Below are 25798 nucleotides of genomic sequence, written 5' to 3'. Positions count from 1 at the left end.
TTCCCTTGAAAACGTCTTGCAGATGTCTCAGGCGAACCGGATCAGGGTGTCAGCCGTCGGCCATCCTCGGCAGAAAAGTAATGTGCGGCGCCAGGCGCGACCGTCACGGTCACGGCCTCGTCGGGCGCATAGAGATCATTGGGGGCAGTGCGGGCCGACAGCAGTTTGCCATCGGCGAGCCGCACATAGACATAGGCGTTGTCGCCGAGATATTCGGTATATTCGACGCGACCGGCGAAGCCTTCGGCGCTGGCGCCTCGGATAAGCTGAACCGTGTCCGGCCGCAGCCCCAGCTTCAGGGTTTTGGGGCCAGGAAGGTTGCCGACCGAAATCGAACCGCCATTTGCAAGGACCAGCCGATCGCCGTCGCGCGTCACGTCCACCAGGGCCATGCGGGGCGAGCCGATAAAGGTTGCGACAAAGGTATTGGCGGGCGTCTCGTAGAGTTCGCGGGGCGAACCGACCTGTTCGATGCGGCCATTGTTCATGACGACGATCTTGTCGGCGAGGGTCATGGCCTCCACCTGATCATGCGTCACATAGATCATGGTGCCGCCGATCTCGCGATGGAGCTTGGCGATTTCGAGCCGCACCTCGGAGCGGAGAGCTGCATCGAGATTGGACAGCGGCTCATCGAGGAGGAACACGTCGGGCTTGCGCACCAAGGCGCGGCCGATGGCGACGCGCTGGCGCTGTCCGCCGGAAAGTTCGCGCGGCTTGCGCTTGAGGAGCGCTTCAAGCCGCAGCATCTGGGCCGCCTCGGCGATGCGGCGCTCGACCTCGGGCTTGTCGAGGCCCATGAGGCGGGCGCCGAAGGCCATGTTTTCGTAGACATCCATATGCGGATAGAGCGCATAGGACTGGAACACCATGGCGATACCGCGCCGGGACGGGGCCACATCGTTCATGCGGTGGCCGTTAAGAACGAACTCGCCGTCGCTGATGGGATCGAGGCCGGCGATCAAGCGCAGCAGCGTGGACTTGCCACATCCCGAGGGACCAACGAAGACGACGAATTCGCGGTCGCCGATTTCGAGATCGATGCCGTGCAGCACTTCGGTGTCGCGAAAACGCTTCTTGATGCCACGAAGCGACAGCTGGGCCACGTATTCTCTCCATCCCGATCCGCCCCACGCAGATCCTCGACAGGATCATTGCTGATCTGTCGGGAGGAATACTAAATTCCTAAAATCGATCGTGTCAAGAATATCCGATTACAGTCGCGCGGCCGTCAACGGACCTTAAGCACGGTGACCGCGCTTTCGGAATTGTGGATGAAGTCGTGAGCATCGGTCTGCTGCCGCACCATCAGGATGAACAGCATGTCCATCAGCATGAGCTGCGCATCGCGCGAGGTGATGGCGGAAGAGCGGACACGTTCTTCGTCGGCGACGGTGAAGAGGTGGATGTCGGCAAGGTCGAGCAGGGGATTGGGCTGCAGCCCTGTCATTGAAATGACTTTCGCGCCGCGCTGCTTGGCGATCTCGGCAATGCGCAGGGTTTCCATGCTGCGGCCGGAATAAGAGAGCGCCAGCAAGACATCCGCTTCATTCAGCGCCGAAGCGTTGGAAATTTGAATGTGGCTATCGCTGTCGATCAGCGCGACCCGGCCTAATTTCAGCAGTTTATAGGAAAAATCCTTGGCAACCAGAGAGGATGCGCCGACCCCGGCAAGCTGGATCTTTCGAGCGCCAACCAGCGCCTCATGCGCAGAATCGATGGTTTTCTCGTTATTGGCCGCCAGCGTTTCGCGCATCGAAAGCAGCTTCGAGCCGATCAGCTTTTGCAAAATGGTGACGTAGCTATCGGCCGCTTCGATCGTGCCGTGGATGACGCCGCCCGGCGTGTGCCACTCCATGGCCTTGGCTTTGTTCACGGCAAGCTTGAGCTGCTGATAGCCGCCATAGCCGAGTTTCTGGCTGAACTTGACGACGCTCGATTGACTGCGCCCCGTTGCCTCCGCCAGCGCTGCGGAGGAGAGCGTCAGCATCTTTTCGGGATTGTCGATGATGAATTGGGCGATCTGCCGATCGGCCTGGGTCATGCTGTCGAGTTGGGCGGTCAACACTTTGAGAACAGACATGCGACTTCCCTCGAACCGGCGCCGACCGTGGTCCCCGCCGGGGAGGACTAAAGCCGAGACGTTTCAAAATGCAACTGGCATTGCAGCGGCTTATCGCGCTGCCAGCCTGTGGAACAATCCATTGATGGAATACAATATTCCACATGGAATTGACAGTCGGAATAATCGCTTCTAGCCTTGCCGGTGAACGAGAGCATTGAGCACATGGCAAGAACCACGCTGATGGCTGAGCTGGAACAGCTCGTTTCCGAAGCGCGCAATCCCGAGACGATGCAGATCGACCTTATGAGCTCGATCGAGATCGTCGGCGCGATGAATCGCGAGGACCATCATGTAGCCGACGCCGTGCAAAAGGTGCTGCCGCAGGTTGCCGCCACCGTCGATCATGTGGTCGAGGCATTCCGCCATGGCGGGCGTCTCATCTATATGGGCGCCGGCACCAGCGGGCGCCTCGGCGTTCTCGATGCCTCCGAATGTCCCCCAACCTTTGGCGTGCCCGAAGGCATGGTTATCGGACTGATCGCCGGCGGCGATCGAGCCCTCCGTCACCCGATCGAAGGCGCAGAAGACTCGCGCGACGAGGGGCGGCGCGATCTTGAAAAAATCGGTGTGACCAAACGGGACGTGGTCGTCGGCATCGCCGTCAGCGGTCGCACCCCCTATGTCATCGGCGGTCTCGACCATGCCAAAAGCGTCGGCGCGGTCACGGTGGCGCTATCGTGCAATCCGGATTCAGTGATCGCGGCGATGGCCGATATCGCGATCTCGCCCGTCGTCGGTCCTGAGGCCCTGACTGGCTCGACCCGGCTAAAGTCAGGCACGGCGCAAAAGCTGGTGCTCAACATGCTGACCACGGCCAGCATGATCCGGATCGGCAAATCCTACGAAAACCTGATGGTCGATCTTTCGGTCAGCAATGAAAAGCTGCTCGCCCGCGCCAGCCGCATCCTGATCGATGCCACCGGTTGTTCAAGCGAGGCAGCCGAACAATTCCTCAAGTCGGCCAAAAACAACGTCAAGCTCGCCATCCTCATGGCGCTGACCGGAATGAACGCGGCTGAGGGCGAGGCAGCGCTCATTCATGCCGACGGCTTCCTGCGCCGGGCCGCCGCGCAGCAATTGCCACGCGCGGCTGGGTGAGGTCGCTGAAAATGTCGACACCACTCGCCCTTTTCGTCGGTATGCCCGGGCTTGAACTCTCATCCTCGGAAGTCGCCTTCTTTCGTGACGCAAATCCCTTTGGTCTCTTCCTCTTCAAGCGCAATCTCGACAATCCCGAGCAAATCCGGCGCCTCGTCGGTCAGTTCCGGGACGCCGTCGGCCGGGAAGATGCGCCTGTTTATATCGATCAGGAAGGTGGCCGCGTGCAGCGGCTCGACAACGGCAATTGGCCGCTCTTCCGCCCCATCGGTCACTTCGGCGCTCTGGCCAAGAAGGATCTGGACCTTGCCAAACATGCGCTGCGCCAGTCCACTCTCGCGATGGGGTCGATGATGACCGAACTCGGGATCGGCAGCGGCGCGACGCCGGTTGTCGATCTCGCGCGCGCCGGCACGCATGACATCATCTCGTCCCGCTCTTTCAGCGCCGATCCCAATCTAGTTGCCGAACTCGGCCGCGTGGTGGTCGAGGCTTTGCTCGAAGTGGGCTCCATGCCGATAATCAAGCACATTCCCGGTTATGGCCGTGTTGATGTCGACCCGCACCACGATCTGCCCGTGGTTCACGCGAGCGTTGACGAGATGATGGACAGCGATTTCCTGCCCTTCATCCGGCTCAAGGACAGCCCCTGGGCCATGGTCGCGCATCTGATCTTTTCAAAGATCGATCCAGATTTGCCGGCCTCGATCTCGCCGCGCGTGTGCAACCTCATTCGCACAGTGCTCGACTATGACGGCGTGCTGATCACCGATTGCCTGACCATGGATGCTCTTTCGGGCAGTTGGTCCGATCGCGTCCGCGCGGCGCTCGATGCCGGTTACGATATCGCCCTCCACAGCCAAGGCGATCTTGCGGCGAGCGAAGCTGCCGCCAAAGCCGCCCGTGTCATGTCGCATGCCACCTCGGCGCGTGTCGCCCGTGCGGAACAGCGGCTCGGCAACCGGCGCGCCGACACCAAAGCCCTCCACGCCGAGGTGGAGAAAATTTTCGAGGAGAACGGCTTCGCCTGAGGCGGCGTTGCTGAGCAAGGAGAGACCCCGATGCGTAAATTGAGTTTTATTGCGACGACATCATTGGCCGTGCTTGCCCTGGCAACACCGGTCTATGCGCAGGATAGCGGCAAGGTGCTTACCCTGGCGTCCGAACAGGTCACGACCTTCGTGCGCAATTTCAACCCGTTCAGCCAGACGTCGGCGCGCTACACGACGCAGGATTTCCTTTACGAGCCGCTGGTCGTCTTCAATCGCCTGCAGGGCAACGAACCGAACTACCGGCTTGCCGAAAGTTTTGAGCTGGCCGACGATCTGATGTCGATCACGTTCACGCTGCGCGATGGCCTGAAATGGTCCGACGGCGAGGATTTCACCGCCGACGACGTGCTCTTTACCTACGACTACATCAAGAAATTCCCGGCGCTCGACTTCATCTCGATCACGCCGCAGATCGCATCGGTCGAAAAGGTCGACGATCGCACCGTGCGCTTCAATCTGACCGAAGCCAATTCGCTCATTGCCAATACCATTGTGGGCATGCCGATCGTGCCTGAGCACATCTGGTCCGAAGTGGCTGATCCGGTCACCTTCGCCAATGAAAACCCGGTTGGCTCGGGCCCGATGACGGAGATCACCCGCTTCACCCCGCAGGTCTACGAGCAGTGCCGCAATCCAAACTATTGGGACGCCGACAATCTGGCCGTCGATTGCCTCCGCATGCCGCAGCTTGCGGATAATCCGCAGGTGCTCGCCGCTTTGGCCGACGGCAGTCTCGATTGGGGTACGAGCTTCATTCCCGACATCGACAACACCTTCGTCGCGAAGGATCCCGAGCACCACAAATATTGGTTCACGCCCTCGAGCCTCGTGTCGATGCAGATGTCGCAGGTTTCGCCGGACGAAAACGCGCGCAAAGCGTTCAACGATGTGACCTTCCGCCGAGCCCTCAGTATGCTGGTCGATCGCCAGGCGATCGTCGACATTGCAGGCTATGGCTATCCGCTCCTCAACGAAGACCCGTCCGGTCTCGGCGAGCTCTATGCCGCTTTCGCCAATCCGGAAGTCGAAACGCAGTTCGGCCAATATGGCAAGTTCGACCTCGAAGCCGGCATGGCGCTGCTTGATGAAGCCGGTTATGTCGATGCCGATGGCGACGGTTTCCGCGACAATCCCGATGGCACGCCGCTCGAACTCGATTTCAAGGTGCCCAATGGCTGGACCGACTGGATCGACGCGGTGCAGATCGCCATGGAAACGCTCCAGGAAGCGGGCATCAACGTGTCGCTCTCGACCCCGGAAGCAGCCGTGTGGACGTCCGATCTGATCGCGGGCAATTTCGAGTTGACGCTCAACTCGCTGGCGGCGGCATCGAACCCCTATCTGCCCTATATTCGTTCGTTTAACCCTGCTGATTTCGGCAAGAGCCGCTTCACCGCGCCGCATTGGGAAAATGCTGAAGTGGTCGAGCTTCTTAAGAAATATACGACGATCAAGGATCCGGCTGAGCAGAAGGCGATCATGGATCAGGTCCAGCTTCTGGTCGCCGAGGCCCTGCCGATCATCCCACTCTACAACAGCCCGTCCTTCTTCCAGTACAACACGACCCGTTGGACCGGTTGGGCCAGTGCAGAAGATCCGAAATACGCGCCGGCCGTCTCGGTGACGAACCCAGCGCGCCTCTTGCAACTGCTCGATCTCGAACCGGTCGCCCAGTAAGGTTTTCGGCTTTCACACCTCATCTCTTTGATGAGCGAAACTAGGGGAGGGGCGGCGTTGAGGCGCTGACCCACCCCAATCCTCCCTCACGGGGAGGAATTTCGTCAGCGCCCGGTCGACACAGCGGCCAGAAAGGAACACCACAGCATGGCCTTCTTGTTGCGGCGATTGGCGTTCTATCTCGCAGCATTTCTGGTTGCTGCGACCATCAATTTCTTTCTACCGCGCCTGATGCCCGGTGATCCCATCGAGATCATGTTCGCAAGCGCTGGCGCCGAGCTATCGCTCGAAAATCTCAATGCGCTGAAGCTGACCTTTGGTTTTATCGACGCGCCGCTCCACGAGCAGTATTTTGCCTATCTGCAGAGTGTGTTCACCGGCGATCTCGGCCGTTCGATCAAGTACTTCCCGCTGCCTGTCACCGAGCTCTTGGGCCGTGCGCTTCTTTGGACGCTCGGGCTCATGGGGATCGCGACCATCATCAGCTTCACCCTTGGCAGTTTCCTCGGCATCTTTGCCGCCTGGCGCCGCGGACGGCTCGTCGACTCCGTCATCTCGCTCGGCGCGATCTTTTCGAGCTCGGTGCCGGCGGTGGTCGTTTCGCTGATCATGCTCTTCATCTTCGGCTATACGCTGCGCTGGTTTCCCAACGGCTATGCCGCCAACCCCCTGATCGATCCCGCCTGGAACTGGACCTATATTTCAAGCGTGCTCTATCACGGCACACTGCCCATGCTGACGCTGGTCTTCGTGCTCACCGGCGGCTTCGCCGTGACCATGCGCAACAACATGATCAACTTGCTGGGCGAAGACTATATCGTCATGGCCCGTGCCAAGGGGCTCTCCGATAACAATGTCATGCTCTGGTATGCGGCGCGCAACGCGCTTCTGCCCACGGTGTCGAGCCTTGCCATCGCCATCGGCACGATCCTGGGCGGTTCGCTCGTGACCGAGGTGGTGTTCAACTATCCCGGGCTTGGCAACACGCTTTATCAGGCGATTATCGCGCGCGATTATCCGGTAATTCAGGGCCAGCTCCTGATCATGACTGCCGCGATGCTCATATCAAATTTCGTGGTCGATCTCAGCTATGTGCTGCTCGATCCGCGCCTCAAGAAGGCCTGACGCCATGAAGCTCCTGAGGCAGTTGCTCAATAACAAGAAGGCCCTGGTTGGCCTCATCATCCTCACGATCATCGTGCTGGTAGCGATCTTCGCGCCGCTCCTGACCGAATATAGCCCCACCCGCCGCGTTGGCAGGCCGCATCAGGCGCCAAGCTGGGATCACTGGATGGGCACGACCCGTCTTGGGCACGACGTCTTCTCGCGCCTCGTCCATGGTGCACGCGTGTCGCTCGCCGTCGGGTTCGGGGCAGGGCTCCTCATCACCGTCATCGGCACCGTGCTCGGCATCATCGCGGGCTATAAGGGTGGCGTCATCGACGAAGTCATCAACTTCTTCACCAATATGGTGCTGGTCATCCCGAACCTGCCGCTGCTGCTCGTCCTCGCCGCCTTTATCGGGCAGGCAAGCCCTATGGTGATCGCCATCATCCTCGGCTTCACCTCCTGGGCTTGGGGCGTGCGCGTGACGCGGTCCGAAACACTCTCGATCCGGCAGCGCGACTTCGTCAAATCGGCCGAAATGCTGGGCGAACCGAGTTGGCGCATCATGCTGTTCGAGATTTTCCCTAACCTGATTTCCATCGTCGGCATCAACTTCATCGGCTCGGTCATTTTCGCCGTCATCACCGAAGCGACGCTCGAATTCCTTGGCCTCGGCGATCCGAACACCGTTTCCTGGGGTATCATGCTCTATAATGCGCAGAACTCAGCCGCGCTTTCGGTCGGCGCCTGGTGGGATATTCTCGCGCCATGCTTTGCCCTCGCCTTCCTCGGGCTTGGCCTGGCGCTCCTCAACTTCGCGATCGACGAAATCGCCAATCCGCGGCTGCGGACAGGCGGCATGCTCAATCGCTGGACCCGCATGGTCCGCATCGGGGAGGGCAAGCTATGAGCGATCCCGTCCTCTCCGTCCGCAACCTCAACATCGACTATGTCGGCGCCGAAACCAATTTTCACGCCGTCAAGAATGTCAGCTTTGACATCGCCCCCGGCGAGTTCTTTGGGCTTGCCGGTGAATCCGGCTGCGGTAAATCGACTATCGCCTTCGCGGTCAGCCGTCTCCATCGGCCACCGGCCCTGATCCGCACAGGCAGTGAGATCCTGGTGTCCGGGCGCGACGTTCTCAGTCTCAACGATGCGGATTTAAGAAAATTCCGCTGGCGGGAGGTCGCTATGGTGTTCCAGAGCGCCATGAACTCGCTCAATCCGGTCCTGACCATTGAGGCGCAGTTTTACGATGTGCTGCGTGCCCATGGTCCGATCAGCCGCGCCGAAGCCCGCGCTCGCGCAAGCGAACTCTTGAAGCTCGTCGATATCGCGCCCGAACGGCTCGACAATTATCCACACCAGTGTTCGGGCGGCATGCGCCAGCGCATCGTCATTGCCATTTGCCTGGCGCTCAACCCCAAGCTTCTGATCATGGACGAGCCGACGACCGCACTCGACGTTGTGGTGCAGCGCGAAATCCTGCAGCGCATTGACGTGCTGCGCAAAAAGCTCGGCTTTTCGGTGCTGTTCATCACCCATGATCTCGGCCTGATGGTGCAGGTCAGCGACCGCATCGGCATCATGCTCGAAGGCGAACTGGTCGAGGTCAACGACGCCCAGACCATCTATCGCCACCCGCAGCATCCCTATACGCAGCGGCTCTGGGCTTCGATGCCCAAACTCCATGGCGAGCAGACGCGCCGGGAGCCAGTGCTATGAGCGACGCCATCCTGACGCTCGATAACGTCACCAAGGTTTTCGGCCGCGCCGACAAGCCCGTCTATGCCGCGCGCGCCGTCAGCTTCGCGCTCCATCCCGGCCGCACCCTGGCGCTGGTCGGAGAATCGGGTTCCGGCAAGACCACGGCCGCTCGCCTGATCATGCGCGAATATGCCCCAGACGAAGGGCGCCTGCTTTTCCGCGGCGTGCCCCTCGGTAAGAGCGACGCCAAGGCGCAGCGCGACTATCGATCCTCGGTGCAGATGGTGTTTCAGGATCCATTTGCCTCGCTCAATCCGACGCATACGATCCGCTATCATCTTGAGCGCCCGCTCAAGCTGCATCAAAAGGGGCTGACTGCGGCACAGCGGCAGGCAGCGATCGTCGAACTGCTTGAGCGCGTAAAACTCGACCCGCAGCTCATTATGCCGAAATTTCCGCACGAGCTTTCTGGCGGCCAGCGCCAGCGCATCTCCATCGCCCGGGCGCTCGCCGTGAACCCTCAGGTCATCGTTGCCGATGAGCCGACCTCGATGCTCGACGTCTCGGTGCGCCAGGGCATTCTCAATCTCCTCAACGACATGAAGGCAGAGCTCAAGCTCGCTCTTCTTTATATCACCCACGACATCGCTACGGCGCGCTATGTCGCCGATGATATCATGGTCATGTATGCCGGCCAGATCGTCGAATGGGGTGCGGTCGATAGGGTTCTGGACGATCCCCGGCACCCCTATACGCGCCTGCTGCTCTCCGCCGTTCCCGACCCCGATCGACGCTTCGACGATGTCCGGTTTGCCGACGAACTCGGGCGGGTTGAGGAAATCCGGACGCTCTCCGCTCGGCCGCAGCCGGAAACCGCGCAGGCCGGCGACAACCACTTCTATCGTCCTTTTCCAGCGGTTTAGACGGTACGCATGACCTCAGTGGCGACAAAACTCGACAGCGCATTCGTGCATCTCGAAGCCTCCGTTCAAAGCGGTCGCATTCCCGGCGGCGTGCTGGGCATCGTCGATAGCAGCGGCAATCGCGCCGTGCGCGCGATAGGTCAGGCTCAGACGACGCCGACCGCTCGCCCCATGACCGAAGAGACCTGGTTCGACCTCGCCTCGCTGACCAAGGTCATCTTCACCACCGAGCGCATCCTGGCGCTGGCAGAGGTAGGGCGCATCGATCTCGACGCACCACTTACGAGCATCATCCCCGATTATCGGCACTACAATCTCGACAATTGGGAGCGGAAGATCAACTTTCGCCAGTGCCTTGGTCACCAGACGCCTTACCCTGCGGTCTTCCCACTCTATACCTATGGGCGCGACCCAGATCTCCTTCGCACCTTTTTGCTGCAGCATGAATTCTCGGCGGGTCCGGCGGTCTATTCCGATATCAACTTCATCCTCCTCGGCATCGCGCTCGAACGCATCGCAGGAAAATGGATCCGCGACATGGATCCAGGGCCGGGATTCGCCTGGTCTGCCGACCTGATGACAGCCGCCGCGACGGAAGACTGTTATTGGCGCCACCGGGTGCTTGTCGGCGAAGTACATGACGACAATTGCTCAGCGCTCCAGGGGGCGGGCAATGCCGGCCTTTTCGGCACCGTGTCGAGCGTGCTCGATTTCGCCTTCGGCAAGCTGATCACGGCAGAGTCTGAGGCGCTGATCCGAACCCCGCTTTCGAGTAGACGCACCCATGGCTGGGAGCGGCCCTATGAGGGTTGGTCCGGTGGCGAACTCAATTCCAGAGAGACCATCGGGCACACCGGCTTTACCGGCACGGGCATCTGGATCGATTTCGAGCGCGGCCACGCCTGGACGCTGCTGACCAACCGCGTGCATCCGACGCGCCATTTCGATAGCGGCATCCTGACGCTGCGGCGTGCCGTGGGCGACGCGATCAACGCCTTTTAGAGAGACGCGAATGGAACCGATCTGGGCCGTGGGTCTGATGACCGGCACTGTGCTCGATGGCAATATCGACGTTGCGCTGCTGCGCACCGATGGCGAAACCATCGCGGAATTTGGCGCCTATACGCTGGCGCCTTATCCCCGATGGATCTGCGACCTGCTTGCCGAAACTCTGGCACAGGCGCGGCAGTGGAATTTTTCCGGCGCTGACCCCGCCATCTTTGCTGAAGCCGAAGAGGCGCTGACCGGGGCACAATCGGCAGCAGTGCTGGACCTTTTGGCTCAAACCGGCCTTAGCCATTCCGACGTCGGGATCATCGGTTTTCACGGTCAGTCGGTCCTTCATCGCGCGCCGCAACCGGGCCGGATCGGCGCAACCCGACAGCTCGGCAATGGCGCGCTCATGCATGAGCTGACGGGGATCAAGGTCGCTTATGATTTCCGCTCCGCTGATGTGCGCGCAGGCGGGCAGGGCGCCCCGCTGGCGGCGCTCTATCATCAAGCCCTTTTACGCAAGATCGGCGCCACGGACGGCAAGACCGCCGTGCTCAATCTCGGTGGTGTCGCCAATGTGACCTATTGGGATGGCGCCCATACGCTCATCGCCTTTGATACCGGCCCGGCTAATGCGCCGATCAACGATTTCATCAAAAGTCTTGGGCTGGGCGAGATGGACGTCGATGGCACCATGGCTTTGCGGGGCAAAGTCGACGAAGACCGGCTCGCGCAGCTCCTGACCCATCCCTACATGTCGGCGCCCTACCCAAAGTCGCTTGATCGCTTCGATTTTCTGGCCTCGATGGCCGAAGGCCTCAACGCCGAAGGCCTCAACGCCGAAGACGGCGCCGCGACCCTGACCGCCTTCACCACCGGCGCTGTCGGCAAAGCACTCGACCTCCTGCCCCAGCGCCCCGAGCGCCTTATCGTTGCGGGCGGCGGGCGTCATAACCCCGCAATCATGTCCATGCTCAAATCACGCGCACAAGTCGACGCAGTCCCTGCAGAAGCGGTAGGCTGGCGCGGCGACGCCGTCGAAGCGGAATGTTTCGCCCTCCTGGCTGTTCGCGTCCTGCGCGGCCTGCCGATCAGCTTTCCCATGACCACCGGAGCGCCCCGGCCTATGACCGGCGGCGTGCTGGCCGGCTAGTAGCTCAGACGCTTCAGGTGTCCGGAGCCCGTCACTTCGGAGCAAGTTCCAGCAGCAAGGTTGGAACTAGTTCCGAAACAGTCGGATGGATAGGCACTGCCCACCGAAGCACATCCACGGGTTGATCTGCATTCATCATGTCGAGAATGCCGTGAATGGCTTCGTCGCCCCCGGTGCCGAGGATAGCTGCGCCGAGGATCCGGTTCGTTTCAGCGTCGGAAACAACCTTCATAAATCCCTGTGTTTCGCCTTTCTCGACAGCTCGGCCGACGCGGGTCATCGGACGCTTGGAATAGAGCAGCCGGCGGCCCGTTTTTTCCGCCTCTACATCGGTCATGCCCACTCTGCCCAGCGGAGGGTCGATATAAAGGGCATAGCCAAGGAGGCGGTCGCTCACACGGCGATCCTCCCCGTCGAGCAGATTGGCGGCGACGATCTCGAAGTCGTTGTAGGCTGTGTGCGTAAAGGCGCCCTTGCCGTTGCAGTCCCCCAAGGCCCAGATCCCCGGAACATTGGTCTCGAGCCGATCGTCGACAGCGATGTAGCCACGCTCGTTAACCGTGACGCCGGCCTTGTCGAGACCGAGATCATCCGTGTTCGGGCTGCGGCCGACCGCCACCAATACGTGGCTGCCGACGATTGGTGCCGAATTGGTTTGGCATTCGATCGAAACTGCGACATCCGCATCGTGCTTGCTAAAGGCGATGCAATTCACGCCAGTGCGCACCGTTATACCCTCGGCTTCGAGGATCTCTTGAACGGCTTCGGAGACGTCCTTGTCTTCCCGAGAAATCAACCGGTCGGAGCGCTCGATGATCGTTACCTCCGCGCCAAAGCGACGATACATCTGCGCAAATTCAAGCCCGATATAGCTGCCGCCCACGACGACGAGATGCCTGGGCAGTTCGTCGAGCGCGATGATCTCCGAATTGGTGAGATACGGAACGTTCTCAATGCCGGGCATATCCGGAATAAAGGCCCGGGCTCCAACATTGAGGAAGATTTTTGGCGCAGTCAGGCGCGTGCCGCCAACGGTGATGGTTTTGGGTCCGTCAAACCGCGCATGCCCCCTGATCAGTTCGACATTCGGCATGCTCGAGAGCCAGTCTTCGTTGCTTTGACGCGAGTCCATAATGACTTTTCGCGCCCGGGCGGCGACCGCGGGCATGTCGATCGTAACGTCGCTTCGAGAAAAACCGTAATCCCCGCCACGACGTGCCTGATGGGCAGCATAGGCGCTGGCGACTAGGGTCTTGGTCGGTTTGCAGCCTGTGTTGACGCAGGTGCCGCCAACGAGGTCGCGTTCGATGATCGCGACCTTCATCCCTGAATCATTGAGGCGTCCAGCGAGAGAGGGCCCAGCCTGACCAGCGCCGACGATAATCGCGTCGAAGCTTCGCATATTTTCAGACTGGTGTTCGGTGCTCGACATGACGCGTTCCCTGATCGCTCGTATGTTTTGAGCCTAAGCCAAATCTGCTTCGGTCGAAAGTTGGCTTGGCATCGGTCGTGTCTCACCGAAGGAACGGGCCGGAATCGCGAGCTAATCGGCGGTAATGGCGAGAAGAAAGTGGCGAGGCGCGGACGCCTCGCCAGAGTGTCTCATTTAGGAAGTAGCTTTGCTCAAGCGTAGGATTGAGGACGTCCCGGCGTCAGGGTTCTCGGTCACCGCATAGACGGCGCCATCCGAGCCGACTCTGACGTCGCGCACGCGGGCTTCAAGCGGCACCCGCTCTTCCGAGGCTACCTGATCGCCATCGAGATGCACGATAACGACGCCCTTGGTTACAAGACCACCGATCAGGAAGGCGCCATTCCATTCCGGAAATTCAGCGCCGTCATAATAGGCCATGCCGGACGGGGCGATCACCGGGTCCCAATAATAGACCGGCTGTGTCGTATCCTCGGTTGCAGTAATACCCTCGCCGATTGGCGCACCGCTATAGTCGATGCCATAGGTCACTTCAGGCCAGCCATAATTGACGCCGGCTTCCGGCCGATTGAGCTCATCGCCGCCCTTGGGGCCATGTTCGACGGTCCAGAGACGTCCCTCGCCATCAAGGGCCGCTGACTGCATGTTGCGGTGGCCCAGACTCCAGATTTCGGGCAGCGCGCCTTCCGTCTCGATGAAGGGATTGTCCGGAAGAGCCGCGCCTTCCGCATCGATGCGGAAGACCTTGCCGAGACCGCTGCCGATATCCTGCGCCTGGTTGCGCGTTTCTACGTCGGAGCGCTCGCCAACTGTAACGAACAGGGCGCCATCCGGCGCAAAGACCAGCCGCGAACCGAAATGCTTGTCGCCATCGTAGGTAGGCATCTGCTGGAAGATGACTTTCACATCCTCGAGTGCGCCGCCATTGGCGTCATCGGGCGTCAAGACGGCATGCGCAACACTCGTGCCATTGCCCCCTTCGCGCGGCTCGGAGAACGAGAAGTAGATCCGGCCTGATGTTTCATAGTCCGGCGCCAGCGCTACATCGAGCAGTCCGCCCTGGCCGCGCGCATCGACTTCAGGCACGCCGGAAATAGGCTCGCCAGCTTCGCCTTCGGCGGTAACGATATGCATGTCGCCCGCCTTGGTGGTCACGAGCATTCGGCCATCGGGAAGGAATTCCATGGCCCAGAGTTGCGGCAAGTTCTCCGCGATGACCGTCGTCTCGACTTCGGGCCTTTCCGCTGGCTGCGGCGCGCGGGTCTGGCCGTCAAAGGCCGGCTGCTGATTTGCGGCATTGGGCGCCTGGGTCTCGACCGAGCCGCTGTCCTGGCCCATGGCCAAGGCTGGCATCAATGACGCACAAAGCGCGGTACTCGCGAGCAATAGGGGTATCGGGCGCATCGGTATCTCCTATGACGGCTGGTGATCGAGCATCAGGAACAGCGACGCTCGAATTGAATTGGGCAAAGTCGCCTGTGACTAGACGGATTCACCACGGCCTGCGTTGCAGTGTAGGGGATCACATGCCGGTGTAGTCGGCACGCAAAGCGAGCGAGGGCGCGTCAACACCCTCGCATGGTCAGCGATGTTATTGCGCCAAGGCGTCCTGGTAGCGCTCGGACACCTCGGACCAGTTCACCACATCCCACCAAGCACTGAGATATTCGGCCCGGCGGTTGTTGTATGTGAGGTAATAGGCGTGCTCCCAAACATCGTTGCCCAGGATCGGAGTGCCCTTGACCTCGGCAACATCCATCAAAGGATTATCCTGGTTGGGCGTCGAGGTAATTTCGAGTTGGCCTGCCTCGGTGACGATCAGCCAGACCCAGCCTGAACCAAACTGGGCCGCGCCCTTGGCTTCGAATTCGGTCTTGAAATCGTCCATCGAGCCGTAGACGGTTTCGATGGCGGCAGTCAGGTCGGCACTGGCCTCGCCCACGGCATCCGCTGGTGCCATGGTCTCCCAGAAGAAAGTGTGGTTCCAGTGCCCGCCGGCATTGTTGCGGATAGCGGGGGGATAGGTACCTGCCGCGCCTACCAATTCCTCAAGCGTCGCCGTTGCCGGCGCGTCTCCGCCCTCGATGGCTTCGTTGAGCTTATCCACATAGGTCTGATGGTGCTTTCCATGATGCAACTCCATGGTTTCAGTGCTGATTGCCGGCTCCAGCGCGCCATATTCATAGGGCAGATCCGGCAAGGTAAACGGCGAAGTCGTCTGTGCCAAAGCCGGTAATGGCGCAAAAGCAATAGCCGCGACGGTCAGCGAACGGGTCAAAACCTGCATTATTTCACTCCTCTTGAACCCTTGGGCAACGGGAGGAGCGGATCGATGTTCCGGGCGGCGTGGACGTCTCAGCGCACAATCGTGTCAGACAAGATCCACACTAAGAATCTATCCCCGACTGACGTTGTAGATCGCGTGGATGCTCAGACACCGCTAAGTGGCACTTGAACTTTTGAAATAGCGTTCCGATCTCCTTTGCCGTGACCGGGCCCCTCTGGCGCTGGCAGCGATGCTGCCCCGCGATGTCGGATCACCTTGGCGGAACCTGAGGGTACCGCGTCAGGTGCCCGATCGTTCAAGCCGGTGTTCCGACGCACTCCCCTCAGTCCCCGAGTGGCACTTTGAGAGGAGTTTTTGATGTCTAAAGTAAAATTTCGCGACGACGACCTGTTTCCGCGTGGCCAGCAGTTGCGCGCACGCCATGAGCAATCCAATCGTCTGATAAAGTATGAGGCCGACCGTGCTCGTTCTGGCGCTTATCTCGAAGCGTTGGTGGCTGCGTCAGCGATCAACGCGCACGCCGATGGCCGTATTGACCTTCGGGAGCGTCGAAAGCTTGTAGAGGCTTTTCTCGCCAGTCCGGCGTTTGAAGGTTTCTCCGTGGCCGAGCTGGCAGAAGAGCTGGCGGACCACGCGAGAGCCTACAGTTACCCCCCCCATCTGGCGCAAGATCGGGCGCTTGAAACGCTGAAAGCTCTCGAGCTGACAGCGGCCGAAAAACAGTCCATCCGCAACATTTGCCACAAGGTGATCATCGCGGATGGCTTGGTTCATCCGGTCGAGCTTGGCGCTTTGCACCGTATCGAGCTGGCGTTCGGATTTGACCGCCTTAGCGGTGGTGTAGAGGGCGAGGAGCGCTAATCATGGAGCTTTTTACCCTAGTCTTCCTCGGCCAGCCCATGTGGATGTGGCTCGGCTTTATCGGCCTTGTCGCACTTCTTCTCGCCTTCGATCTTGGCGTCCTTCATCGCGATGGCCATGAGATCGAAGTGCGCGAAAGTCTTCTGCTGTCCGGCTTCTACATCACCCTCGGTTTAGCGTTTGGTGGCTTTGTCTGGTGGCAATTGGGCGCGCAACCCGGCGTCGAATACCTGACCGCGTTTGTCGTCGAGAAGAGTCTCGCGATGGACAATGTTTTCGTTATCGCCATGATTTTTGGCTATCTCGCCATTCCCCGCCATCTACAGCACCGCGTGCTGTTCTGGGGCATTCTTGGCGTGATCGTCCTGCGTGCCGTCATGATCGGCTTCGGCGCCACGCTTGTGTCCGAATTCGGCTGGCTGCTTTACGTTTTTGCCGCGTTTCTCATCTTCACCGGTGTTCGCATGCTGATGGGCGGTCACGGCGAAACGGACTTGAGCAAGAATCCCGTGCTCAATTTCATGAAGAAGCGCTTTCGCGTAAGCGAGCAGCTGCATGGTGATCGGTTCTTCGTGCAGCAGGCCGACCCCAAGACCGGCCGTATCCATCGCTACATGACGCCGCTGTTTCTGGCGCTCGTCATGATCGAGATTGCGGACGTGATCTTTGCCGTAGACTCTGTGCCGGCGGTCTTTGCCATTACCACTGATCCATACATCGTCTACACCTCGAACATCTTTGCGATCCTGGGTCTTCGCGCCCTCTATTTCGCCTTGGCCGCCGTCATCCACCGCTTCGCCTACCTCAAGCATGCTCTTGCTGTGCTGCTGGTGTTCATCGGCTCGAAGATATTCGTCTCCGACCTAATGGGATGGGACAAATTCCCAGCCGAATGGTCGCTTGGTGTGACGTTTGCCATTCTTGCCGCTGGTATCGGCTACTCTCTGTGGCGAACCGTCGAGAAAAACTGAACATTGAAGGCGCGCTAAGGCGCGCCTTTCGTCGGCTCTAGAGACCGGTCGCTTTTAGGATGCTGATGGGAAAGTCGCGACCTTGGTAATGACACACCGCTGTTCTTGATGACCGAGGCGCTCGATGAGATAGGTCGGCCTGTTCGCTCCGATCGTCTCCAATTCGATCAGTCTGAGGAGGAGCATGTGCCTAAAGTTGAGCTTGTCGCTGGCGCGCTGTTCTTTGCCCTCGCGGGTGCCACGACGGTCATGCTCAGGCAACCGCTTGATGCCGTCGGGTGGATCGTGCTCGTGGCTTGCGTGGCATTCGTCGCGCTTGCAGTTTTTGGAATGGTCAAGCCAGCTGGGTTCGCGAGGGGAATGCCTTCGAGGGTCGCACGCGGGCCTACCAGTCGATTTGAGACCGGTGGACATGACGATATCTCGCCCACAGGGGAGCCGACGGCATCGTTCGCAAGCGGAATGCCTTCTGGGACCTCGCGCGAGCCGCCCGTCGAGCCGACGACATCGGAACTGCAAGTTCTTGCCGCTACGATCGCCGCGCTCGAGGCCGTCGACGGGCTCAGTCCGGGCGAAGTCGATGCGATGTCTCTCTGGAACGCCATTCAGGAGATAGACCCAGGACAGGCCATCGGCCTTTATGAAGCCATTGGCTCTTTTTCGATGCTGCACGATCTTGGTCGCACTCGCATCGGCCGCATGACCTTTGTCCCGGCGCACACCGAATACGATGCATCACTTCTGGCAGACATCACCGCCTCGGTGCTGACCTCACTCGGTCATCCGGTGCGATCTGAGGATGTCGTCGTCACGCTACCGGCAGACGGAGGACAGGGGACCGCGACTATCGCGTTCTCGATTGCAGGTCGAACCGAGACAATCGAGTGCTCCTACCTTTGGAAATACCCGCCCGCCGACCTTTGCGCCAATTTGAAGCGCTTTGCGAAAAGCGACGATCCCCGTCAACTGGTCTGCGCCGATCCGGGCGACCAGACGCTGCTTTACGTTGCCATCCGTGAAGGATCGATCGGGGAGCTAAATGAGCTCCTGCCGGCTGAAATCGATCAGTTCTACGAGGCTTGATATATCCGTCCAGGACAGGAGCAGAATCGCCGCGCTCAGCGTTGCGAAAGACGATTCGCATGCATGGTTTGACCATGCACGCGACTACCGAGCTAACGCGAAAAATAATCAGGCAAGGAAGTGGTTAGCGAGCCGGTCTAAAAAAACAATCGGGAAATCCGACCCACTCGCTAAACTAGCACCTACTCTTCGTCGTCCTCGACATCCGTCAGGTAGACCGAAAATTCCAGATCGACCCCGTGCTGCGCGATGGCTGCAGCGGCATGGGCCGGCAGGCGGGCGGACATGGCTTCGCCTTCCGCTGGGTAATCGAAGGCTATGTCGAGCACGGCGCGGCCGAGGCGACGGTCGCCGAGCATGGTTTCGATCGCCAAGCCGGACCGTTCTGCAAGCTCGAGAATCGCGCGGACGGCGTTGTCCGTCGCCACTTCTACCTGCCCGTAGAAGCTGCCTTCAACATCCTCGGGTTCATAGCGAACCAGAAGCTGCTTGAGTGAGGTTTCTGCATCGAGCTGGCTGACAGTCAGACCGGACAGGCGTAGCGCAATGGCGAAGGGTTCGAACGCGCTCATGCCTGACGCCCCGCGGTTGCGGCGAAAAGGGCGATAGCGGCCGCATTCGACACGTTAAGCGATTTGATCGGGCCAGGCATGTCGAGCCGCACCATCTCGTCGCAGAGTTCGCGCGTCCGCTGGCGGAGACCCTTGCCTTCCGCGCCAAGCACAACGGCCATCGGCGCGTCGTCCGTGCGCGCCTTGATCGGGGCAGGGGCCTCGGAATCAAAGCCCAAGACGGTCAAACCGCGTTCCTTGAGGGTTTCGAGGGCGTCAGCCAGGTTGCGCACTTCGATCATCGGCACGAGATCCAGCGCGCCTGACGCGGCCTTTGCCATGACGCCCGTTTCGCGCGGCGAATGGCGCGCGGTGGTGATGACGGCGTCGGCGCCGAATGCGCAGGCGGTGCGGAGGATCGCCCCGACATTGTGCGGATCGGTCAACTGATCGAGCACCACGACGAGCCGCAACTGCTTGATATCGGAAAGGCCGAACCGGCTCACCGGATCGACTTCGAGCGCCACGCCCTGGTGCACCGCTTCGCCGCCGAGCAGCCGATCGAGATCCTTCGGCGTCGTTTCCTTGACGGAAACCTTGCCGATTTCGCCAGTCTCCTTGAGACGGTTAAGCGCATTCGGCGTTGCCAACAGCTCTTTCTTCAGCCGCAGCGGATTGTCGAGCGCCGCGCGCACCGTATGCAGGCCATAGAGATAAACTGGGCCGGTATCGGGATCATATTTGGGTTTTGGCGGGAATTTGTTGCGGCTCATAGCAAGCGCCTAACGCCTCCGGGCATGTCCCCTAAACGCGGAGATCGGTTTGAGGAAAAAGACATGCGAAAAACAAGAACTCAAGCGGCCCTGGCGCAAATCGCCACGCGCTCGAGTGCGAAGCCGAATGGCGGCTTCTGGAGCGGGTAGCGGGAATCGAACCCGCGTATTCAGCTTGGAAGGCTGCTGCTCTACCATTGAGCTATACCCGCTTGGGCCCTGAGGCGGAAAATGGATTAGCGCGAACCCGGCGAACAAGGCAAGGCTGGGCATGAAGATAGGGCCAGTTTTTTCATCTATCACAAGATTTCTGCACATCGCGTTCGGAAGGGTGTTGACACCTTTGCGACAGCCAACCATAAACCGCCCCGACGAAACGCCAAGGCGCTTCGGTTCTCACCCGAGAATGTGGAGGGGTGGGAGAGTGGTTAAATCCGGCAGACTGTAAATCTGCTCGCTTAGCGTACACTGGTTCGAATCCAGTCCCCTCCACCACCGGCTGAAAAGTTCAGCCACTGCACGGCCTTAGGGATATAGCCCTTCTCGGCGAAATAACACCAAATCAATCTTTCTGATGCGCCTTTGCCTGCAGGGCAGCGACCATGCGATCGACGTCCTCGTCATTCGGCGGTGGCTCATATTTACGCTTGGGCGGGGTCACAAAGGGCTCGCTTTTGTGCCCAAGGCTGCGCAGCAGCACCCAGACGAGGCAGGCCAAACCCGACGCGCCCAAAACCAGCATGATGACTGGCAATGCCGTTTCCATGGTGCTGCCAACTCCGTTGGAGGAGATGCAATGATAGCCGCACGGTTGCGCTCGTCTATCGGCCCCTTAAATCGCGCTTAAGCAACAAGGTTAAGATCGTCCCAAACTGGTGCGGTCCGGTCAGCGCAGAAAGCCTTCGCGAAGGAATTCTGCGAGGCCGCGTAACTCACCAGCAGCCGCATCCTCCGGGCTATCTGCCGGCGAGGGCTTGGCTGAAGATGCCTTGGGGCGTCGCGTCAGCGCCCGCATTTCGCTCGCCCGCCGCCGATTCTCTGCTTTGGTTTCGATGTCATCCTCGCGCCAGGTGGTCACGAGGTCATCGTTGAGTACGGCCTCGACAAAGCGCGGGTCGAAGACATGAAACGTAATTTTTCGAGCTCGCCCGCGCAGCTTTACCGTCCGCGTGCCGGCGCTTTGCAGCCGGCCATCCTTCAGCCACCGATGCCGCTCGCTGGTCTTGATGGTGAGGATATCCTCGATTTCGCGCGGGATGACCTGAAGGTCTTCGATGCCGTCGAGCGTGCGCGTCACGATGGCCGACGTCGCCTTGAACTGCTGCCGCTCGTTTTCCGGCACCGTCAGCACCAAAACATTGCCGCGCACATCGATCGATTTCTTTGCCGCCGATGGAAGTTTAGCGCGCACCTCGAGCAGGATGCCTTTGGCCCGTACGGACGATCCGAGCGTCGCCGCAGCGGGCAGGGGCCATTCCGCTGTCAGGACGGGACCGTCATAGGGCTTTTTCTTCGCGGGCATGGGCTTGAGATAAGGTTTTGGATGCGCAGTTCAACGCAACGCACGAAAACGACATTCGTTTTCGCAAGAATTTCAGCGATGTGTTGGAAGTATCGGGTTCGGCAATGTCCGAACTGAGTGCCTGGCAGGGGCTGGGGGACTCGAACCCACGACCCTCGGTTTTGGAGACCGATGCTCTACCAACTGAGCTAAACCCCTTCAGGCGAGGGTGTGTCTAACGGCAAACGGTGTGTTGTGCAAGTGGGTCGGGCCAACTTGCACAGGCTTGAATAGGTCTTCTATTCAGCCGCTGCGGGCAGCCGCTGTTGGTGCCGGACTTTGAGCTTGTTGAGTTGTCGCGCCGCATGGGCGAGGAGGGCGTGGCGCACGGCTTCGGAGCTGACGGCGCCCACATCCGCCTTGACCTTGAGATCGAGCGTATAATTGGTGAACGTGCCCAGAAACTCTTCGGCGATCTTGACGCGGACGACGCCCACAATGCGGCCAGCAATGGTCCTGTGAGGGCCAAAGTGCATAAGCTGGCAGTTTTTGATCTCGAACGACATTGATCCGCCTCTCCTCAGGCGTCACGTTTTGGCCGCAATTCGATCCAAATCCAACCAGCTTGGGGAAGCAAGAAGATTCCACAGTTTTCTGCTGATATGCTTTACACAATTGATGAGCCGGCTGGGTCCGGCAAAGGTGGAAGCTCCGTTAATGACGGTTGCATTTGCCGCCAAGATTGACTAGATAGCCCCGATCCGGCCGTGCGGGAGTCCTGCGCGGCCTTTGGTTTTGCACCAAGACAACCGGAATCGACTGCCTATGGCCCGCACCAATCCGATCACCTTCTTCCAGCAGGTTCGCACGGAAGTATCGAAGGTCACTTGGCCGAGCCGCAACGAGGTTGTCATCTCGACCATCATGGTCCTGGTACTGGTGATCTTCGCGAGCCTCTTCTTCCTGGCCGCCGATCAGATCATTTCGTGGCTGGTGTCTTTGATGCTTTCGATCCGCTAAGCGGATCAGGCGACTAACGAGGAGCGGCGAGGCGGTATGGCCAAGCGCTGGTACATTGTTCAGGCGTACTCGAACTTCGAGCGCAAGGTTGCGGACGCGATCAAGGAAAAGGTCGCCCAGACCAAGCTCGAGCATCTGTTCGACGACGTCATCGTGCCGACCGAAAAGGTCGTTGAGATCCGTCGCGGCCGTAAGGTCGATACGGAGCGCAAGTTCTTCCCCGGCTATGTGCTGGTGAAGATGGACCTGACCGATCAGACCTTCCATCTGATCAAGAATACTCCAAAGGTGACCGGCTTCCTTGGCGCTGATAACAAGCCCATGCCGATCTCCGAAAAGGAAGCCATGTCGATCCTGCAGCAGGTGCAGGAAGGCGTCGAGCATCCAAAGCCTTCCGTCAGCTTCGAGGTTGGCGAAAGCGTTCGCGTATCCGATGGTCCCTTTGCCAGCTTCAATGGCATCGTGGAAGAAGTCGACGAAGAGCGCTCCCGCCTCAAGGTGGAAGTTTCGATTTTCGGGCGCCCCACTCCGGTGGAGCTCGAATACGGTCAGGTCGAAAAGGTCTGATCTCAGCGTTTTTGGCGTCAGCCAAAAGTCGCCCCAGCCTTTTGGCGTGAGCCAAAATGGCACCAGCGTTTTTGGCGTCAGCCAAAAATCGCGTCAGCGTTTCGGCTCAAGCCGAAATCGCACCAGTGTTCAGCGCAAGCTGAGTGCTGAAACCCGTGGAAGGGGATGGCGCTTTGCCGGCGTCAGGAAACCGCACCACGGCTCAACTGCCGGTTTCGGCATTAAGAGGATAGAAAATGGCAAAGAAAGTCGTTGGCTACGTAAAGCTGCAGGTTGCCGCTGGTTCGGCAACCCCATCTCCGCCGATCGGCCCTGCGCTCGGTCAGCGCGGCCTGAACATCATGGAATTCTGCAAGGCCTTCAATGCGGCCACGCAGGAGATCGAAAAGGGTGCTCCGATTCCGGTCGTGATCACCGCTTATGCCGACAAGAGCTTCACCTTCGTGATGAAGCAGCCGCCGGTAACCTACTTCATCAAGAAGGCCGTAAACCTCAAGTCCGGCTCCAAGCTTCCGGGCAAGGATTCTGCTGGCACGATCACGACGGCTCAGCTGCGTGAAATCGCCGAGAAGAAGATGGTTGATCTCAACGCCGACAACGTCGAGGCCGCAATCTCGATGATCGCCGGCTCCGCCCGTTCCATGGGCATCCAGGTCGAGGGCTGATAGTTATGGCAAAGATCGCAAAGAAGGTCGCCGCTGGTCGTGAAGGCCTGGACCGCACCAAGCTCTACTCGCTCGAAGAAGCGGTAAAGTTCGTCAAGTCGAAGGCTTCGGCCAAGTTCGACGAAACCGTCGAAATCGCGATGAACCTGGGCGTCGACCCGCGTCACGCCGATCAGATGGTTCGTGGCGTTGTTTCCCTGCCAAACGGCACCGGCAAGACCGTTCGCGTCGCCGTGTTCGCCCGTGGCGCCAAGGCTGACGAAGCCAAGGCCGCTGGCGCCGACATCGTTGGTGCAGAAGACCTGCTCGAGACCATCCAGTCCGGCAAGCTCGATTTCGATCGCTGCATTGCCACCCCGGACATGATGCCGCTCGTCGGCCGTCTCGGTAAGATCCTCGGGCCACGCAACCTGATGCCGAACCCCAAGGTCGGCACCGTGACTATGGACGTCAAGGGTGCGATCGGTGCAGCCAAGGGCGGCGCTGTTGAATACCGCGTCGAAAAGGCCGGCATCATCCACGCTGGTATCGGTAAGGTTTCGTTCTCGGAAGAAGCACTTCTCCAGAACATCAAGGCTTTCACCGACGCTGTCGTGAAGTCCAAGCCTGCTGGCGCCAAGGGCACCTACGTCAAGAAGGTCGCCGTCTCTTCGACCATGGGCGCTGGCGTCCATGTCGAGCCCGGTACCGCGCTCTAAGTTTTAGAGCATTCAAGAATTCCGGGCGGTTTAGGCCGCCCGGTGTCGCCTCTCGAATAGAGTGGCAGAAGTCCTGTCCGAGACTGCCGGTCGCCCCTCGGGTCGATAATTCCATCTGGAGCCAGCAATAGACGGGGTGAGACACCGAAATTTCGGTTTCGGTTCGAACCTAGACCATAGTCCACCGTGACTCCTGGTTGGCAGGCACTAACCGTTGCTCTTCGAACCTGAAAAGGGGAGGGGGCAGCAATTGGCAATGGTCCCTGCATGCCCTCGGGCATACTGGGCCTAGTCTAGTGGAGACTAGCATGGAAAAAGCGGAAAAGCGCGAAGTCGTCTCTTCGCTCCAGGAAGCCCTCGCGGGCGCTGGATCGATCGTCGTCGCGCAGAACGTTGGTCTTTCCGTTGCTGCGTTCACTGATCTGCGCGTGCAGGTCAAGAAGGCAGGCGGCAAGGTCAAGGTCGCCAAGAACCGCCTTGCCAAGCTCGCTCTTAAGGAAGTCGATGTCGCGGACATCTCGGGTCTGTTCACAGGCCCGACCGTGATTGCCTATGCGGAAGATCCCATCGTTGCGCCGAAAATCGCAGCAGCTTTCGCCGAGAAGAACCAAAAGTTCGTCATTCTCGGTGGTGCAATGGGTGCGACCGCTCTTGATGTCGATGGCGTCAAGACTCTGGCAACTCTTCCGTCTCTCGACGAACTGCGCGCCAAGCTCGCAGGTCTCGTCAAGCAGCCGGCGACCAACATTGCTTCCATTCTCGTGCAGCCAGGTGCCGGCATCGCCCGTGTGCTCAAGGCTCACGCCGAAAAGAGCGAAGCGGCATAAGCCGTTCCGACAAACACTATCTGTTCGAACTGAAACACATTCTGGAAAGAGTAAAAAATGGCCGATCTCGCCAAGCTCGTTGATGATCTCTCTGCCCTGACCGTTCTGGAAGCTTCCGAACTGTCCAAGATGCTGGAAGAAAAGTGGGGCGTTTCCGCCGCCGCTCCAGTTGCTGTTGCCGCTGCTGGCGGTGGCGCTGCTGCTCCGGCCGCTGAAGAAAAGACTGAATTCGACGTGATCCTCGCCTCGTTCGGCGACAACAAGATCAACGTCATCAAGGAAGTCCGTGCCATCACCGGCCTGGGTCTCGGCGAAGCCAAGGCTCTGGTTGAAGGCGCTCCGAAGGCTGTCAAGGAAGGCGCCACCAAGGCCGAAGCCGAAGACATCAAGAAGAAGCTGGAAGACGCTGGCGCCAAGGTCGAACTCAAGTAAGTTCGCTTTAGCACTTGATTTGAGCGAGGTGGCGCTATATGTGCCATCTCGCTTTCCCGTTTTCTACGGGGCGATTCGCCGGGCCGATTGGATGGGTCTGGCGCCAATTTGCGGAAATATATGACGATTTTTGATGTCGCGGGCCTCGTGGAGCCTCTGTTGACCTCGCTTTGGGCCGTTCCCAAATCGGGTCTATAGCTGTTTCTCACGAAGCTGTGATCGATCTGGCTGGGTCTGCCGGGTCGCTTGAATGCGATATCGACCGGGCCTGACTAAACCGTCTTGGTGGGAAACT

The 25798-nt window shown here is 59.7% G+C and carries 28 protein-coding genes and 3 tRNA genes; 19 read left to right on the top strand and 12 right to left on the bottom strand.

Translation table 11 applies throughout. The annotated features are described in order from the left end of the window. Positions 1–41 precede the first annotated feature (41 nt). Together DevBK_RS06750 and DevBK_RS06745 are read right to left on the bottom strand one after the other, a co-directional pair. On the bottom strand, positions 42–1106 hold the full coding sequence (locus tag DevBK_RS06750; RefSeq protein ID WP_317184880.1) for a sn-glycerol-3-phosphate ABC transporter ATP-binding protein UgpC: 1065 nt from the start codon (positions 1104–1106) through the stop codon (positions 42–44). 125 nt (positions 1107–1231) lie between these two features. Next, positions 1232–2083 (bottom strand): MurR/RpiR family transcriptional regulator, encoded by an 852-nt coding sequence (locus tag DevBK_RS06745; protein ID WP_317184879.1) that lies wholly within the window; start codon positions 2081–2083, stop codon positions 1232–1234. 204 nt (positions 2084–2287) lie between these two features. Between DevBK_RS06745 and murQ the strand changes: the two genes are divergently transcribed. From murQ to DevBK_RS06700, 9 genes are all read left to right on the top strand, one after another. Continuing rightward, the gene (gene murQ / locus DevBK_RS06740) at positions 2288–3223 is read left to right on the top strand and encodes an N-acetylmuramic acid 6-phosphate etherase (RefSeq protein WP_317184878.1); all 936 of its coding nucleotides are present in this window, start codon (positions 2288–2290) and stop codon (positions 3221–3223) included. 11 nt (positions 3224–3234) lie between these two features. Beyond that, positions 3235–4254 carry a glycoside hydrolase family 3 N-terminal domain-containing protein gene (locus DevBK_RS06735; protein ID WP_317184877.1) on the top strand — a complete coding sequence of 340 codons (1020 nt, stop codon included), beginning with the start codon at positions 3235–3237 and terminating at the stop codon, positions 4252–4254. Positions 4255–4284: 30 nt separating this feature from the next. After that, positions 4285–5952: an ABC transporter substrate-binding protein gene (locus DevBK_RS06730; RefSeq protein ID WP_317184876.1), complete on the top strand. Its 1668-nt coding sequence runs from the start codon at positions 4285–4287 to the stop codon at positions 5950–5952. Positions 5953–6099: 147 nt separating this feature from the next. Beyond that, on the top strand, positions 6100–7077 hold the full coding sequence (locus DevBK_RS06725; protein WP_062631229.1) for an ABC transporter permease: 978 nt from the start codon (positions 6100–6102) through the stop codon (positions 7075–7077). Between the two features lie 13 nt (positions 7078–7090). Continuing rightward, positions 7091–7969, top strand: a complete 879-nt coding sequence (locus DevBK_RS06720) for an ABC transporter permease (protein WP_317185599.1) — start codon at positions 7091–7093, stop codon at positions 7967–7969. Further along, the gene (locus DevBK_RS06715) at positions 7966–8784 is read left to right on the top strand and encodes an ABC transporter ATP-binding protein (protein WP_317184875.1); all 819 of its coding nucleotides are present in this window, start codon (positions 7966–7968) and stop codon (positions 8782–8784) included. Before DevBK_RS06720 ends, DevBK_RS06715 begins: the two co-directional genes overlap by 4 nt. Further along, positions 8781–9689, top strand: coding sequence for an ABC transporter ATP-binding protein (locus DevBK_RS06710; protein WP_317184874.1), 909 nt, complete (start codon positions 8781–8783; stop codon positions 9687–9689). Before DevBK_RS06715 ends, DevBK_RS06710 begins: the two co-directional genes overlap by 4 nt. A 9-nt stretch (positions 9690–9698) precedes the next feature. Next, positions 9699–10691 (top strand): serine hydrolase domain-containing protein, encoded by a 993-nt coding sequence (locus tag DevBK_RS06705; protein WP_317184873.1) that lies wholly within the window; start codon positions 9699–9701, stop codon positions 10689–10691. 10 nt (positions 10692–10701) lie between these two features. Further along, positions 10702–11835 (top strand): anhydro-N-acetylmuramic acid kinase, encoded by a 1134-nt coding sequence (locus DevBK_RS06700; RefSeq protein ID WP_317184872.1) that lies wholly within the window; start codon positions 10702–10704, stop codon positions 11833–11835. A gap of 31 nt (positions 11836–11866) precedes the next feature. On the opposite strand, the gene DevBK_RS06695 is transcribed toward DevBK_RS06700, so the two are convergent. The 3 genes from DevBK_RS06695 to DevBK_RS06685 form a co-directional block, all read right to left on the bottom strand. Continuing rightward, positions 11867–13267 (bottom strand): FAD-containing oxidoreductase, encoded by a 1401-nt coding sequence (locus DevBK_RS06695; protein WP_317184871.1) that lies wholly within the window; start codon positions 13265–13267, stop codon positions 11867–11869. A gap of 174 nt (positions 13268–13441) precedes the next feature. Continuing rightward, a complete protein-coding gene (locus tag DevBK_RS06690; RefSeq protein WP_410494044.1) occupies positions 13442–14671 on the bottom strand; it encodes a PQQ-dependent sugar dehydrogenase in 1230 nt (409 codons plus the stop codon). Positions 14672–14858: 187 nt separating this feature from the next. Further along, positions 14859–15554: a superoxide dismutase gene (locus DevBK_RS06685; RefSeq protein ID WP_317184870.1), complete on the bottom strand. Its 696-nt coding sequence runs from the start codon at positions 15552–15554 to the stop codon at positions 14859–14861. A gap of 357 nt (positions 15555–15911) precedes the next feature. On the opposite strand from DevBK_RS06685, the gene DevBK_RS06680 reads away from it, so the two are divergent. From DevBK_RS06680 to DevBK_RS06670, 3 genes are all read left to right on the top strand, one after another. Further along, positions 15912–16415, top strand: coding sequence for a TerB family tellurite resistance protein (locus DevBK_RS06680; RefSeq protein WP_317184869.1), 504 nt, complete (start codon positions 15912–15914; stop codon positions 16413–16415). Between the two features lie 2 nt (positions 16416–16417). Further along, entirely contained in the window at positions 16418–17386 is a 969-nt protein-coding gene (locus DevBK_RS06675) for a TerC family protein (protein ID WP_317184868.1), read from the top strand. A gap of 108 nt (positions 17387–17494) precedes the next feature. After that, positions 17495–18469 carry a hypothetical protein gene (locus DevBK_RS06670; protein WP_317184867.1) on the top strand — a complete coding sequence of 325 codons (975 nt, stop codon included), beginning with the start codon at positions 17495–17497 and terminating at the stop codon, positions 18467–18469. A gap of 182 nt (positions 18470–18651) precedes the next feature. On the opposite strand, the gene DevBK_RS06665 is transcribed toward DevBK_RS06670, so the two are convergent. From DevBK_RS06665 to DevBK_RS06655, 3 genes are all read right to left on the bottom strand, one after another. Beyond that, the gene (locus tag DevBK_RS06665) at positions 18652–19041 is read right to left on the bottom strand and encodes a hypothetical protein (protein WP_317184866.1); all 390 of its coding nucleotides are present in this window, start codon (positions 19039–19041) and stop codon (positions 18652–18654) included. Next, on the bottom strand, positions 19038–19793 hold the full coding sequence (gene rlmB, locus DevBK_RS06660; RefSeq protein ID WP_061906856.1) for a 23S rRNA (guanosine(2251)-2'-O)-methyltransferase RlmB: 756 nt from the start codon (positions 19791–19793) through the stop codon (positions 19038–19040). The genes DevBK_RS06665 and rlmB overlap by 4 nt, the downstream gene beginning before the upstream one ends. Positions 19794–19931: 138 nt before the next feature. Next, a tRNA-Gly gene (locus DevBK_RS06655) sits at positions 19932–20005 on the bottom strand. A gap of 198 nt (positions 20006–20203) precedes the next feature. Between DevBK_RS06655 and DevBK_RS06650 the strand changes: the two genes are divergently transcribed. Next, positions 20204–20288: transfer RNA gene (locus DevBK_RS06650), tRNA-Tyr, on the top strand. A 67-nt stretch (positions 20289–20355) separates the two neighbouring features. On the opposite strand, the gene DevBK_RS06645 is transcribed toward DevBK_RS06650, so the two are convergent. The 4 genes from DevBK_RS06645 to DevBK_RS06630 form a co-directional block, all read right to left on the bottom strand. Then, positions 20356–20559, bottom strand: a complete 204-nt coding sequence (locus DevBK_RS06645) for a hypothetical protein (RefSeq protein ID WP_062631239.1) — start codon at positions 20557–20559, stop codon at positions 20356–20358. 120 nt (positions 20560–20679) lie between these two features. Beyond that, positions 20680–21315 carry a hypothetical protein gene (locus DevBK_RS06640; protein ID WP_317184865.1) on the bottom strand — a complete coding sequence of 212 codons (636 nt, stop codon included), beginning with the start codon at positions 21313–21315 and terminating at the stop codon, positions 20680–20682. Positions 21316–21437: 122 nt separating this feature from the next. Further along, positions 21438–21513 (bottom strand) — tRNA-Trp (locus tag DevBK_RS06635). A gap of 80 nt (positions 21514–21593) precedes the next feature. Beyond that, complete coding sequence (locus DevBK_RS06630) at positions 21594–21860, bottom strand: hypothetical protein (protein WP_317184864.1); 267 nt, start codon at positions 21858–21860, stop codon at positions 21594–21596. Between the two features lie 259 nt (positions 21861–22119). On the opposite strand from DevBK_RS06630, the gene secE reads away from it, so the two are divergent. The 6 genes from secE (at position 22120) to rplL (ending at position 25503) form a co-directional block, all read left to right on the top strand. Next, on the top strand, positions 22120–22314 hold the full coding sequence (secE, locus tag DevBK_RS06625; protein WP_061906852.1) for a preprotein translocase subunit SecE: 195 nt from the start codon (positions 22120–22122) through the stop codon (positions 22312–22314). A gap of 36 nt (positions 22315–22350) precedes the next feature. Next, positions 22351–22881: a transcription termination/antitermination protein NusG gene (gene nusG / locus DevBK_RS06620; RefSeq protein ID WP_035080778.1), complete on the top strand. Its 531-nt coding sequence runs from the start codon at positions 22351–22353 to the stop codon at positions 22879–22881. 236 nt (positions 22882–23117) lie between these two features. Then, positions 23118–23546, top strand: coding sequence for a 50S ribosomal protein L11 (rplK, locus tag DevBK_RS06615; RefSeq protein ID WP_061906851.1), 429 nt, complete (start codon positions 23118–23120; stop codon positions 23544–23546). Between the two features lie 5 nt (positions 23547–23551). Then, entirely contained in the window at positions 23552–24244 is a 693-nt protein-coding gene (rplA, locus tag DevBK_RS06610) for a 50S ribosomal protein L1 (RefSeq protein ID WP_061906850.1), read from the top strand. 308 nt (positions 24245–24552) lie between these two features. Next, on the top strand, positions 24553–25071 hold the full coding sequence (gene rplJ, locus DevBK_RS06605; RefSeq protein ID WP_061906849.1) for a 50S ribosomal protein L10: 519 nt from the start codon (positions 24553–24555) through the stop codon (positions 25069–25071). A 57-nt stretch (positions 25072–25128) separates the two neighbouring features. Next, the gene (gene rplL / locus DevBK_RS06600) at positions 25129–25503 is read left to right on the top strand and encodes a 50S ribosomal protein L7/L12 (protein ID WP_061906848.1); all 375 of its coding nucleotides are present in this window, start codon (positions 25129–25131) and stop codon (positions 25501–25503) included. The last annotated feature ends 295 nt before the right edge of the window (positions 25504–25798 follow it).

It is taken from the genome of Devosia sp. BK (genome assembly GCF_032907385.1).
Lineage (GTDB): Bacteria > Pseudomonadota > Alphaproteobacteria > Rhizobiales > Devosiaceae > Devosia.
The sequence above is the reverse complement of the archived record's forward strand: the minus strand, read 5'-3'. Positions and strand labels throughout refer to the sequence as shown.